Below are 12486 nucleotides of genomic sequence, written 5' to 3'. Positions count from 1 at the left end.
GTTTTGCGCGAATCGGCTGCTCTACCCTCGATCACTATGCCCGCGGCGAAGGCCGGGCTGACGCCCGAGCAGATCAGCGCGATCGACGCCGCGCACCTGTGGCACCCCTACAGCACCATCGGCGCCGAATCCGTCGCCCCGGTGGTGGCAGTCGGCGCCCGCGGCGCCTGGCTGACCCTGATCCGCGACGGCGCCGAGGTCCGGGCGCTCGACGCCATGAGCTCCTGGTGGACCGCGATCCACGGCCACGGCCACCCGGTGCTGGACGCGGCGCTGTCCGACCAGCTCGCCGCCATGAACCACGTCATGTTCGGCGGGCTCACCCACGAACCCGCGGCGCGGCTGGCCCAGCTGCTGGTGAGCATCACCCCGGCCGGGCTGGACACCGTGTTCTTCAGCGACTCGGGGTCGGTGTCGGTCGAGGTGGCGGTGAAGATGGCGCTGCAGTACTGGCGCAGCCGCCACCGGCCGGCCAAGCACCGGCTGATGACCTGGCGGGGCGGCTACCACGGCGACACCTTCACCCCGATGAGCGTCTGCGACCCCGAGGGCGGCATGCATTCGCTGTGGACCGACATCCTGGCCCGGCAGGTGTTCGCCCCGCAGGTGCCCCGTGACTACGACCCGGCCTACAGCGCGGCGTTCGAGGCGCAGCTGGCCCGGCACGCCGACGAGCTGGCCGCGGTGATCGTCGAGCCCGTCGTGCAGGGTGCCGGCGGCATGCGGTTCCACGACCCGCGGTATCTGCGCGACCTGCGCGAGGCCTGCACCCGGCACGACGTGCTGTTGATCTTCGACGAGATCGCCACCGGGTTCGGCCGCACCGGCGAGCTCTTCGCCGCCGACCACGCCCGGGTCAGCCCCGACATCATGTGCGTCGGCAAGGCGCTGACCGGCGGATACCTCAGCCTGGCCGCCACCCTGTGCAGCACCGACATCGCGCAGGCCATCAGCGCCGGAGAGGCCGGGGCGCTGATGCACGGCCCCACCTTCATGGCCAACGCGCTGGCCTGCGCCGTGTCGGTGGCCAGCGTCGAGGTGCTGCTCGGGCAGGACTGGCGGTCGCGGGTCGCCGAGATCTCCGCCGGCCTGGCGGCCGGGCTGGAACCCGCCCGGGAGCTACCCGGCGTGACCGACGTCCGGGTGCGCGGCGCCATCGGCGTCATCGAATGCCACCGGCCCGTCGACCTGGCCGTCGCCACCCCGGCGGCGCTGGACCACGGCGTCTGGCTGCGCCCGTTCCGCAACCTGATCTACGCCATGCCGCCCTACATCTGCCCGCCCGACGAGATCGCCCGGATCGCCTCGGCGATGGTGCAGGTCGCCGCGCGCCTCGGCTCTCGTAGGCTCTAGGTCGATGAAAGCACCCATCGAGGTTTCCCCGCTGGCCTGGCTGGACGCGGTCGAACAGCAGCGCCGCGCGGCCGGGCTGCGCCGCTCGCTGCGGCCGCGGCCGCCCGTGGCCACCGAGCTGGACCTGGCCTCCAACGACTACCTCGGGCTGTCCCAGCACCCCGACGTGATCGACGGCGGGGTCGCCGCGCTGCGCCTTTGGGGCGCCGGGGCGACCGGATCGCGGCTGGTCACCGGGGACACCGAGCTGCACCAGCAGTTCGAGTCCGAGCTCGCCGACTACGTCGGCGCGGCCAGCGGGCTGCTGTTCTCGTCGGGCTACGCGGCCAACCTGGGCGCCGTCGTGGGCCTGTCGGGCCGCGGGGCGCTGGTGGTCTCCGACGCGTACTCGCACGCCTCGCTGGTGGACGCCTGCCGGCTGTCGCGGGCGCGGGTGGTGGTGACGCCGCATCGCGACGTCGACGCGGTGCGGGCGGCGCTGCAGGACCGCGACGAGGAACGCGCCGTCGTCATCACCGAGTCGGTGTTCTCCACCGACGGCGCCCTGGCGCCGCTGCGCGAGCTGCACGAGGTGTGCCGCCGGCACCGGGCCCTGCTGATCGTCGACGAGGCGCACGGCCTGGGGGTGCGCGGCGGCGGGCGCGGGCTGGTGTTCGAGGCCGGCCTGGCCGGCGCGCCCGACGTGGTCATGACCACCACGCTGTCCAAGGCGCTGGGCAGCCAGGGCGGCGCGGTGCTGGGGCCGGCGGCGGTGCGGGCCCATCTGATCGACGCGGCGCGCACGTTCATCTTCGACACCGGCCTGGCCCCGGCGGCGGTGGGCGCCGCGCGCGCCGCGCTGGGCGTGCTGCGCGCCGAACCCTGGCGGGCCGGCGCGGTGCTGCGCCACGCCGGCGTGCTGGCCGAGGTCTGCCGGGTTCGCGAGGCGCCGCAGTCGGCGGTGGTGTCGGTGATCCTGGGCGACCCGGACGTGGCGGTGGCCGCCGCGACCGCCTGCCTGGACGCCGGTGTGCGGGTGGGCTGCTTTCGTCCCCCGACGGTGCCCGCCGGGACGTCGCGGCTGCGGCTGACCGCCCGCGCGTCGCTGGACGACGCCGAACTGGAGGTCGCGCGCCGGGTGCTCACCGATGTGCTCGCCGGGCTCGGCTGAGGCCGTGACGGTTCTGGTCGTCACCGGCACCGACACCGGGGTCGGAAAGACGGTCGCCACGGCGGCGCTGGCGTGTCATGCCCGCCGCGCCGGCATCGACGTGGCGGTGTGCAAACCGGTGCAGACCGGCACCGACGACGGCGACGACGACCTCGCCGAGGTGGCCCGGCTGTCCGGGGTGACCGAGCTGGCCGGGCTGGCCCGCTACCCGCGGCCGCTGGCGCCGGTGGCCGCCGCCGCCGCGGCGGGGATGGCCTTGCCCAGCCGCGAGCAGCTGCTGGGGTTCATCGGCGAGCTGGACCGGCCGGGGCGGCTGACGCTGGTCGAGGGCGCCGGGGGACTGCTGGTCGAGCTCGGCGAAAACGGTGTCACCGCACGCGATCTCGCCGTCGCGCTGGGCGCGGCGGTGCTGGTCGTGGTCCGGCCGGCGCTGGGCACCCTCAACCACACCGCGCTGACCCTGGAAGCGCTTGCCGCGCAGGGCCTTTCGTGTGCCGGGCTGGTGATCGGCGCCTGGCCCGAACATCCCGGCCCGGTCGAGACGTCGAATCGGCCCGCGCTCGAAGCGCTTGCCCCGGTGCGCGCCGTGCTGCCCGCGGGGGCGGCGGCGCTGGCCGCCGCCGAGTTCGAGGCCGTGAGCGCCGGCGCATTCGACCGCGACTGGGTCACCGCGCTGGCCGTCTGATGGTCCACTCGATCGAGCTGGTCTTCGACCCGGACACCGAGGCGGCCATCCGGCAGACCTGGAAAGCGTTGGCGGCGGCCGGAATTCCCAGCCAGGCGCCGGCGAGCCGGCCGCACGTGACGCTGGCGGTCGCCGAGGCGATCACTGCCGACGTGGACGCTCTGCTGGCCCCGCTGTGTACCCGGCTACCGCTGCCGTGCCTGATCGGCGCGCCGGTGCTGTTCGGCCGGGGCAGCGTGGTCTTCGCCCGACTGGTGGTGCCCACCGGCGAACTGCTGGACCTGCACGCCCAGGTGCACCGGCTGTGCGCCCCGCACCTGCGGCCCGCACCGATGCCCAACAGCCTGCCCGGCCAGTGGACCGGGCACGTCACCATGGCCCGCCGGGTCGGCGGCGCCCAACTCGGCCGGGCGCTGCGCATCGCCGGCCGGCCCACCCAGATCGAGTGCAGCTTCGTGGGTTTGCGCCGCTGGGACGGCAACAAGAAGGTCGAGCACCCGATCGGTTAGGCGGGGATTCAGCGGCGCAGGAAGTCGAGCAGATCGGCGTTGACCCGTTCCTTGTCGCCCGGGACGACAGCGATGGCTTACGACACCGGCTCCCGGGACGGCATCGGCTCGGCGGTCACGGCCCGGTGCACCAGGGCGCGCCGCTCGTCGATGGTGCGACCCAGGTCCTGCAGCAGCAACGGCTTGCCGGTCACCAACTCGACGAGGTGTTCGCGGTCGATCTCCAGCGCGGTCACCTCCGCGACGGCCTGCGCGTCGGCCAGGTTGGGCTGGCGGGTCAGCGCGGTCACTCCCAGAAACGAGCCCTCGTCCAGGCCGCCGACCGCGACCACCGATCCGTCCGGGGCGGCGGCGGTCAACCGCACCCCGCCCGCGAGCAGGAACGTCATCTTCTCCGGGACGCGGCCGGCGTGCTCGACGATCTCGTCGGCCCCGTACCGGACGATTCGCGCGTGCGACACCAACGCCTGCTGATCCGGCGGGCCCAGCCGCAGCGCCGGGGCGACCACCATGCGCAGCGCCCGCTCGATGCGCTCGGGGGTGGAGATGTCGTCCTCGGCGCCGTCGAGGCGCAGACCCTCGCGGCGCGCGCCGTACCAGAGCCAGCGCAGCAGCGTCGCCTGCGCGGCGGAATCGTCGGCGGGCGAGGTCAATCCGATCGTGACGTGATACTCGGCCCCTCCGGCGGGCACCGCCGCCGCGACCGCGTCGGGCCGGCGTTGCGGCAGCGCGTCGGCGACCCGGCGCAGCAGCGCGCACACCCGGTCGGGCGGATCCGTCTCGGAAAACGTTGCGGTGAGCGTCAATTGGTGCCCACCGGGCGGGCGGCTGAGGTTGGTGAACGAGGTGGTGGCCAGCACCGAGTTGGGCGTGATCTGCAGCCCGCGCCCGGTCTGGATGTGCACCGACCGCCAGTTGGCCTCCACGATGCGGCCGCGCGCCGCCGGGGTGTCCAGCCAGTCGCCGATACGGAACGGCTGCTCGAACAACATGAACAGCCCGGACACGATCTGGCCGACGGAGTTCTGCAGCATCAGGCCGATCACCACCGATGTCACGCCCAGCGCGGTGAAGAGGCCACCCACCCGAACGCCCCACACGTAGGAGAAGATGACCGCCAGCCCGACACCGATCAGCACGAAGCGGGTCACGTCCAGGAAGATGCCCGGAACCCGCTGACGCCAGGAGCCTTCCGGTGCGCCCTCGAAGATGGTGGCGTTGAGCCCGGACAGCAGCAGCACCACCACCACGAAGCCGAACGCCGTTGCCAGCACCCGCACCGAGGTGAACTGGGCGGGCATCCTGGCCACATTCACCAGCAGCACCAGCAGCGCGCCCAGCGGGATCAGGTAGCTGCGCAGCAGGAAGACGGGCCGGGCCAGCGGGCTGTGCTTGCGGACCAGGCTCTGGTGCCATTCGGTGAGGACGATCAGCAGCAGCGGCAGGCCGAAGACCACCGCGGCCGCCCAGTACAGCGACGACGAGTCAAAGGTGCTCACGGCCCGGTCCTTTCCGACAACTGCCAGATCTGCTGCTCGACCCCGCCGACGGTGACCGTGCCGGCCGGCGTGAAGTGGCGGATGTCGCGCATCACCTCATACACCTTCGAGGTGACATAGATCCCGGTTTGCGTTGTGCTGCTTCGTGTTTGGTGCGCAAGGTTGACCGCCGCGCCCCACATGTCGTAGACCAGGCTGGAGCGCCCGACCAGCCCGCTGACCACGTTGCCGGTGTTGATCCCGGCCCGCAGTCCCAGGTGGTAGCCGGTCCTGCCGTTGAACCGGGCGATGATGCCCTGCACCTCGACCGCGAACTCGACGGTGCGCTGCACGCTGTCCAGGCGGGGAACGTTCAGGCCGCAGCTGGCCAGGTATCCGTTGTGTAGCGTGCGAATCGGTTCCACGCCAAGGGTTTCCGCCGCGGAGTCGATCTCGCGGACCAGCTCGTCGACGACGCCCACCAGCTCGCGGCCGGAGAGCTTGGCGGAGATCTCGTCCAGCCCGACGATGTCGGCGAAGATCACGGTGACGTCCTGGTGTTCCTGGGCGATGGTCTGTTCGCCCTCGCGGTAGCGGCGCGCGACCGGCTCGGGCATCAACGAGGCCAGCAGCCGGTCGTTCTCCTTGCATTGCTCGCCCAGCAGCTCCTGTTTGATCTGCAGGTTGCGGCTCATGTCGTTGAAAGCGGCGGTGAGCTCACCGATCTCGTCGCGCGAGGTGACCGGGATGGTGACGTCGTAGTTGCCCGCGCTGATCTCCCGGGCGCCGGCCTGCAACCTGCGGATGGGCCGCACGAACATCTGGGCGACCAGCAGGGCGGCCACGCAGATGACGAAAACCATTGCGGTAGTGGTCAATACCAGGGTCTGGGTCAGGGACACCACACGGGCGTTGGCCTCGGCGGTTTCCCGGGTAGCCAGGATCGACCAGTGCAGGTCGGAATTCGGCAGGGACAGCGGGGCATACGCCGCCAGTTCGCGCCGGCCCAGGTAGCCGGTGTCGGTGACGGTTCCGGTCTCGCCGCGTTGCGCGGCGCGCACGGCCGCGGTGGCGACGGGCTGGACCAGGGTGGTGCCGCCCCAGCGGATCGCGGTGTCGACGGTGTTGCGCGGCGTGCCGGCGGCGACCGCGTCGCGCGCGTAGCGCTCGGGGTCTTCGAGGATCAACCGTGAATCCGACCGCATCAGGTTGTCCGGTCCGGCCAGGTAGGTTTCGGCGGTGCGGCCCATGCCGGCGGCTCTCCACTGCTTGTCGGCGGTCATGATTCGGTTCACCTTCGCGATCGGCAGCGGTAGCGCCAGCACGCCCGCCGCCCTGCCCGGCGCGCCGATCGGCGCGACCAACCACGCGGTGGGCTGGCCGAGCTGCGGCTGGTAGGGCTGAAAGTCGGTGATCCACACGAAGTTCACCGAGTTGGCGGCCATCGCCTTCTCGTAGGCGCCGCGCAGGTTGGACTGCCGGTAGGGGCCGGTGAGGATGTTGGTCCCCAGCGAGGCGCTCTTGCGCACGCTGTAGACGACGTTGCCGCGGGTGTCCAGGAGCAACGCGTCGCGGTACTCGAAGCGGGTCGCGATCTCGCGGAAGTAATCGTTGAAGCGGGCGTTGGCGGCCGACCAGGCGCTGCCGTCGCCGGCGTCGTCGGGCGCGGACCCCGTTCCCTCGAAGGGTCCGCCCGCCGCCACGGTGTAGTGCGCCTGCAGGTACCGCTGCGCATTGTCGGCGGGCAGCACCGCGTCCAGGGCCAACTTCTTGCCGGTGTCACGCTCGAACGGTTTGATCAGCCGCTCGGTGTAGAAGTCCACCAGCGCCCGTTGCTGCGCGGGATCCACGGGCGCGTTGGCCAACTGGTCGAAGCCGGCGGTGAACGCCTGCACCGCCTCCAGCGCGGTGGATCCGCGGCTGTAGACCACCAGCGAGTCCGACAGGTCCGAGAACAGCGTCTCGATGGCCCGCTTCTGTGCCTCGCGAAGCTGCACCATCCGCTCGGACGCGGCCGGCTGCAGCGCATTGCGCGCCGCGACGTACTCGACCGTCCCGATCACCCCGAGCGACGCCAGGCTGGACACCAACAGCATCACCATCACCTTGGACTGGATGCTGATCCACGACAGCCCCGGCCGGCGGCGTCCGGCCTGCCGAGCCGGCTGCTGCGGGTCCGGTGCGGGCTGCTCCCTCGAGCGCCGCGCCATCAATCGCTGGGGGCCGGGTGGGGTGGGGGATAGCGGCGCACGCCGCAACGCCTACCCCCCGAAGAGCAGATACAAACCGGTGAACGTGTAGCCGACCATCACCAGCATCATCGCCAGCTGCCCGGTGAGCTGGTGACCGGCCGGCAGCAGCCGCAGCGCTTTGTCGTGCGCGGCGATCACCGCGACGATGTGGCCGGTGACCACGCAGGTCACCTTGATCGCGGCCAGCACCGGCGGATGCATGGACAGCACGTAGGCGACCTGCAGATGCGCCAGGCCGAGCGGGTTCCAGCCCCGGCCGAACGGGTCGGCCAGCGCGAACACCGCCTGCTGTCCCCGCTCCACCAGATAGGACAGGTAGTGCGCCAAGATGTAGCCCACCACGATCGGGATCAGCGAATGCGCCATCTGGCCGGGCAACGCGCGGCGCTGCTGCGCGTCGACCCCGCCGGTGGCCCGTGCCGCCAGTGAAAAGGTCAGGGCCACAACGCAAATGAACACGATCAGGCCGAGGGTGCGCAGCACCGACGACGCCAGCGCGGGCGGGGCCGCGAATTCGCGGGTCAGCCGATCGGAGAAGCCCCGCCAGGTCGGCGACGACGAGAAGCTGTCGAACGCGGTGGAGCCGAGCAGCACCGCCAGCAGCACCACGACGCCGGGCCGCACCGGCAGCGACGGCAGGTGGTCGAGCGGGTTGCCGACGACGATCTGGCCGGTCCGCGGATTGCGGCGAAACGGCGACAGCCGGGAGACGGCCATGCTGTACACCCCGAACGGGTCGGCCCGGGCCAGCCAGCGCTGCCCGCACAGCCACGCCCCGGCGGCCATCAGCACGGTGTAGACCAGCAGCCAGCCCGTCACCCAGGACGGGGCCGCCGGGTTCGGGCTGGCCAGCTCCATCCACACGAACGCGAACAGGCCCAGCGCGGCGGGCCGGTACCCCCAGCGCTTCGGGTAGGACAGCCGCGGCCGGGCGAGCCGCTCCGGGACGACCCGGCGCGCCAGCAGATACAGCGTGCGGATCGGCGAGATCACCCGCCACACGGGCCCGATCGCCAGCGACACCGCCACCAGCCCCACCCACAGCAGCACGTAGAAGGCGCCGAGCAGCGCGTTGGCGTCGGACTCGGGCCCCCAGACGCCGGCGGCCACCGCCCACGCCGCCACGGCCAGGGCCAGCCCGGCCGCGGTGTATCGGGTGGCCCGGGCGTCGACGAACGCGGTCAGCGCCGCCGGCAGCGCCCGGCCCGGCTTGAGCGGATCGAACCGCGGCCGCCGCCAGGCGAAGGCCACCAGGGCGAAGGTGAAGGTCAGCGCCCACGCCGCGCCGACCATCGCATAGGCGTAGGGCACCGGCAGGTCGCCGGACCCGCCCAGCCCGTGCGCGAGCACCACCGCCGCGGGGGCGGGGCTCATGGCTGTATTTGGATGGTCGCGATCGTGCGGTCCAGGTGGTGCAGCTCCACGGCGACGTTGCCGGGCACGTCGACGGCGAACTGGAAGGTCTGGTGGGGCGCCGCGGCGACGGCGAACTTGTGATCCGGCGTCGAATGCACGTGCAGTTCGTCGGTGGCATCGCTGGTGACGTGCAGGGTGATCTGCTGGTGCACCTTGGCCTGCAGGGTGGCGTTGGTCGGCGTCACCTGTCCCTGGGCGATGGTCACGTCGATGACCAGCGGCGCGGCCGCGGACTTATCGGGGGAGCCGCCGCAGCCGACCAGGCCGCACGTCAGCGCCGCCACCCACGCCGCGATGAGGGTGCCTCGAAGCGTCATCGGTTACGCCGCCCGGGGGATCGGCTGCTTGTCCTCGACGGGTTCCGGCTCGCCGACGGCGTTGTTGAGCCGGCCGGCGCCCCAGGTGAGGCTGGCGATCACCATCAGGGTCAAACACAGCACCACGATCGAGCCGGCGGTGAACAACCACACCGGCGCGTTCTGGTCGCGTTCCCGCTGCAGGATGGTGATCTCCTGGACGAACGGGCGGTTCATCGCCGACAGCGCCGGAACCTCGGCCGCCGGAATCGCGTCGTCGGCCGGCTCGTAGATCGGCACCGCGGTCATGGTGTAACCGTCCTGCACTCGCAGCAGCGTCTTCCAGGTGCCCCACACCGGCAGCGGCTGCGTCGACCGGTAGTGGCCGGGGCCGACCCTGGCCAGGTGGTCGATCTGCAGGCCGCGGTGGTTCTGCATCCGGCCCTGCCAGGACAGCACCGTCACCCACTCCGGATCCGGGCTGACCATGTCGGCCGGCATGAGCTGGATGTCGGCGGAGACCATCCGCTGCCCGGGTGGGCTGGGCAGGTCGGTCAGCAGGATGGTGGCGTTGTTCTGCCGCGGCACCAGGATGTGCAGGCCGTTGGCCACCGCGCCGCCGATCACCAACACCGTGGCCACCACCACCGAGATGCCGATGGCCCGGCCCGGCAGCCGCTGCCCGGTGAGCACCATGCCGAACATGGCGCCGCACATGCCCATCAGCACGGCGACCGGCACCGCCATGGCCAGCGCCTCGGCCCACATGCTGACCGGCCACGGGTAGTGGTACACCGCCGAGATCCACAGCGACTCCAACCACAGCCCGAGGGTGCCCACCCCCAGGCCGGACACCGCGCCGAAGACGATGGGGCGCTTGAAGATTGGCGTCAATGCGACCAACTCGACGGCCAGCGCGGGCCCGAGATACAACGGGAACCAGTTGAGCGGGGCGCCCAGCACCGGCCCGACCAGCACCGCGACGGCGCCGCGCAGCGCGATGGCGAAGACGGCCGCGATCAGCGCCGCGCCGCGGCCCATCGTGATGCGGGCGGCGACCGCGGCCAGCGCCGCCGCGCCGGCGATCATCATCGGCTGCAGCACCAGCCGGAATTGCTCGACGCCGAAGTCGTATTCGATCTGAAAGACCGACAGGCCGATGAACATGCCGCCGAAGGACAGGTAGCGCAAGAACCTGATGAAGACGCTGTGGTAGACGTCCTCACCCTCGGCGGCCTCGCCTTCGCGCTCCAGCATCAACACCGCGAACAGCGAAAAGCCGGCGCCGCCGATCATCATCAAATGCGTTGGGCCCCACAGTGTTACGTCTTGCCCGAAGATGCGGTGCCAGATGTCGTCGAGGGGGAAGCCGATCATCGCGTACAGCCCGCAGCCGGCCATCAGCACACCGCCGACCGGTGCGTACCAGTTGCGGGTGATGCGCACCGCCGCCGGGCCAGGCTTGTCGAACGGCAGCACCACCGACACCATGCCGCCCAAAAACACTCCGAACAGGCCGATGATGATGAAGTAGTGCGCCGGGTTGGCCAGCGGGCCGGGGTCGCGGCCGTTGCCGATGTGCCAGCTGACGTCCCAGATGAAGCCGAACAGCGCGCAGATGATCGACGTGGTGAAGATCAGCACCGGCAGGGCGACCCAGTTGGGCCGGTGGAACTTCTCGCCCATCTTGTCGGCGATGCGGGTCAGCCATTGGATGCGGTGGGTGCGGTGCGCGTGGCCGACCCACAGCATCAGCAGCGTGATCACCACCGCGGCGAGCGAGAGCCCGATCACCTGGTTCAACCCCGCACCGCGCGCCGGTGCCTCAGCAACAATCGTCAGTTCGTCCGACCGCATCGTCGTGCCTCCCAACCGCGCCGGGCCACCCCGGAGGATCCGATTAAGTCAACCGCTCATTACTGCCAAGTAGGTTCGTGATTGATTGTTTAATGCCCAGATCCACGGCGCGTCAATCACGGTTTTCGTCCGGTGTGTCGGGGCCGACCGGCTCCGCTCCGGCCGACGTGCTGGTCCGGTCGGCCCGCCGGTCGCGCAGCGCCACGTACAGCACCACGGCCACCACGATCACCGCAGGCAGGAACGCCGGCACCGCCAGCAGCAGATAGTGGTGCGCCAGGAATTGGGCGTGCGCGGTCACCATGGTCGTATACCCAGGGGTAGTTGGAGTTGCTCGGCCGTTACCCTACTTTGAACACCTTTTCGTTCAGGCTGCCATCGATGGCAGACGTGCCCGCACGCGCGGGCACCCGCAAGAGGCAGGGGAGTACCTGGTGACGCAAGCGGCGACGCGACCGACGGCCGAGACCGGCAACGACGAGGACATCCTGGCGGTGGCGCGGCGCCAGGTGCTGGAGGGCGGCCAGGGATTGAGCCGCGACCAGGTGCTGCAGGTGCTGCGGCTGCCCGACGACCGGCTCGACGACCTGCTGGCGCTGGCTCACGAGGTGCGGATGCGCTGGTGCGGCCCGGAGGTCGAGGTCGAGGGCATCATCAGCCTGAAGACCGGCGGCTGCCCCGAGGACTGCCACTTCTGCTCGCAGTCGGGGCTGTTCGCGTCCCCGGTGCGCAGCGCCCGGCTCGACATCCCCAGCCTGGTCGAGGCGGCCAAGCAGACCGCCAAGTCCGGCGCCACCGAGTTCTGCATCGTGGCCGCCGTGCGCGGCCCCGACGAGCGGTTGCTGGCCCAGGTCGCGGCCGGCATCGAGGCCATCCGCAACGAGGTCGAGATCAACATCGCCTGCTCGCTGGGCATGCTGACCGCCGAGCAGGTGGAGCAGCTCGCCGAGATGGGCGTGCACCGCTACAACCACAACCTGGAGACGGCCCGGTCGTTCTTCCCCAACGTGGTGACCACCCACACCTGGGAAGAGCGCTGGGACACCTTGTCGATGGTGCGCGACGCCGGCATGGAGGTCTGCTGCGGCGGCATCCTCGGCATGGGCGAAACCCTCGAGCAGCGTGCGGAATTCGCCGCCGAACTGGCCGAGCTCGGCCCCGACGAGGTGCCGCTGAACTTCCTCAACCCGCGCCCGGGCACCCCGTTCGGCGACCTGGAGGTGATGCCGGCGACCGAGGCGCTGAAGTCGGTGGCCGCCTTCCGGCTGGCGTTGCCGCGCACCATGCTGCGGTTCGCGGGCGGCCGCGAGATCACCCTCGGTGACCTGGGCGCCAAGAAGGGCATCCTGGGCGGCATCAACGCCGTGATCGTCGGCAACTACCTGACCACGCTGGGGCGTCCGGCCGAATCCGACCTGGAATTGCTGGACGATCTGCAAATGCCCCTCAAGGGGCTCAATGCCAGCCTCTGAGCCGGCCCGCACGCCGGT

At 71.2% G+C, this 12486-nt stretch carries 11 protein-coding genes; 5 read left to right on the top strand and 6 right to left on the bottom strand.

Annotated elements, in window-relative coordinates; all coding sequences use genetic code 11:
• The first annotated feature begins 36 nt into the window (after positions 1 to 36).
• Genes H7I87_RS07775 through H7I87_RS07760 form a run of 4 tightly spaced genes read left to right on the top strand, consistent with a single transcriptional unit; the run spans position 37 to position 3697 of the window.
• The gene (locus tag H7I87_RS07775; protein ID WP_033724790.1) at positions 37 to 1353 is read left to right on the top strand and encodes an adenosylmethionine--8-amino-7-oxononanoate transaminase; all 1317 of its coding nucleotides are present in this window, start codon (positions 37 to 39) and stop codon (positions 1351 to 1353) included.
• A 4-nt stretch (positions 1354 to 1357) separates the two neighbouring features.
• On the top strand, positions 1358 to 2503 hold the full coding sequence (locus H7I87_RS07770) for an 8-amino-7-oxononanoate synthase (RefSeq protein WP_033724792.1): 1146 nt from the start codon (positions 1358 to 1360) through the stop codon (positions 2501 to 2503).
• Positions 2504 to 2507: 4 nt separating this feature from the next.
• Positions 2508 to 3188, top strand: a complete 681-nt coding sequence (gene bioD, locus H7I87_RS07765; protein WP_009977412.1) for a dethiobiotin synthase — start codon at positions 2508 to 2510, stop codon at positions 3186 to 3188.
• Entirely contained in the window at positions 3188 to 3697 is a 510-nt protein-coding gene (locus H7I87_RS07760; protein WP_023881803.1) for a 2'-5' RNA ligase family protein, read from the top strand. Before bioD ends, H7I87_RS07760 begins: the two co-directional genes overlap by 1 nt.
• Before the next feature lie 77 nt (positions 3698 to 3774).
• On the opposite strand, the gene H7I87_RS07755 is transcribed toward H7I87_RS07760, so the two are convergent.
• The 6 genes from H7I87_RS07755 to H7I87_RS07730 form a co-directional block, all read right to left on the bottom strand.
• Positions 3775 to 5196 (bottom strand): mechanosensitive ion channel domain-containing protein, encoded by a 1422-nt coding sequence (locus H7I87_RS07755; RefSeq protein WP_033724793.1) that lies wholly within the window; start codon positions 5194 to 5196, stop codon positions 3775 to 3777.
• Positions 5193 to 7385, bottom strand: coding sequence for an adenylate/guanylate cyclase domain-containing protein (locus H7I87_RS07750; protein ID WP_009977409.1), 2193 nt, complete (start codon positions 7383 to 7385; stop codon positions 5193 to 5195). Before H7I87_RS07750 ends, H7I87_RS07755 begins: the two co-directional genes overlap by 4 nt.
• Before the next feature lie 51 nt (positions 7386 to 7436).
• A complete protein-coding gene (locus tag H7I87_RS07745; protein ID WP_033724794.1) occupies positions 7437 to 8801 on the bottom strand; it encodes a hypothetical protein in 1365 nt (454 codons plus the stop codon).
• Complete coding sequence (locus H7I87_RS07740) at positions 8798 to 9160, bottom strand: hypothetical protein (protein ID WP_023881800.1); 363 nt, start codon at positions 9158 to 9160, stop codon at positions 8798 to 8800. Before H7I87_RS07740 ends, H7I87_RS07745 begins: the two co-directional genes overlap by 4 nt.
• A gap of 3 nt (positions 9161 to 9163) precedes the next feature.
• The gene (locus tag H7I87_RS07735) at positions 9164 to 10996 is read right to left on the bottom strand and encodes a hypothetical protein (RefSeq protein WP_033724795.1); all 1833 of its coding nucleotides are present in this window, start codon (positions 10994 to 10996) and stop codon (positions 9164 to 9166) included.
• Positions 10997 to 11108: 112 nt separating this feature from the next.
• Positions 11109 to 11300, bottom strand: a complete 192-nt coding sequence (locus H7I87_RS07730) for a hypothetical protein (protein WP_011725317.1) — start codon at positions 11298 to 11300, stop codon at positions 11109 to 11111.
• Between the two features lie 130 nt (positions 11301 to 11430).
• Here H7I87_RS07730 and bioB point away from each other — a divergent pair, with 130 nt between their 5' ends.
• On the top strand, positions 11431 to 12468 hold the full coding sequence (gene bioB / locus H7I87_RS07725) for a biotin synthase BioB (protein ID WP_009977401.1): 1038 nt from the start codon (positions 11431 to 11433) through the stop codon (positions 12466 to 12468).
• Positions 12469 to 12486 lie beyond the last annotated feature (18 nt).

Source organism: Mycobacterium timonense (genome assembly GCF_025821985.1).
Lineage (GTDB): Bacteria > Actinomycetota > Actinomycetes > Mycobacteriales > Mycobacteriaceae > Mycobacterium > Mycobacterium avium.
This window is presented reverse-complemented; position numbering and strand designations above follow the sequence as displayed.

Coding starts and splice junctions, on each gene's coding strand:
- H7I87_RS07775 (WP_033724790.1), top strand. CDS start 37: ATGCCCGCGGCGAAGGCCGGGCTGACGCCCGAGCAGATCAGCGCGATC.
- H7I87_RS07770 (WP_033724792.1), top strand. CDS start 1,358: ATGAAAGCACCCATCGAGGTTTCCCCGCTGGCCTGGCTGGACGCGGTC.
- H7I87_RS07760 (WP_023881803.1), top strand. CDS start 3,188: ATGGTCCACTCGATCGAGCTGGTCTTCGACCCGGACACCGAGGCGGCC.
- H7I87_RS07750 (WP_009977409.1), bottom strand. CDS start 7,385: ATGGCGCGGCGCTCGAGGGAGCAGCCCGCACCGGACCCGCAGCAGCCG.
- H7I87_RS07745 (WP_033724794.1), bottom strand. CDS start 8,801: ATGAGCCCCGCCCCCGCGGCGGTGGTGCTCGCGCACGGGCTGGGCGGG.
- H7I87_RS07740 (WP_023881800.1), bottom strand. CDS start 9,160: ATGACGCTTCGAGGCACCCTCATCGCGGCGTGGGTGGCGGCGCTGACG.
- H7I87_RS07735 (WP_033724795.1), bottom strand. CDS start 10,996: ATGCGGTCGGACGAACTGACGATTGTTGCTGAGGCACCGGCGCGCGGT.
- H7I87_RS07730 (WP_011725317.1), bottom strand. CDS start 11,300: ATGGTGACCGCGCACGCCCAATTCCTGGCGCACCACTATCTGCTGCTG.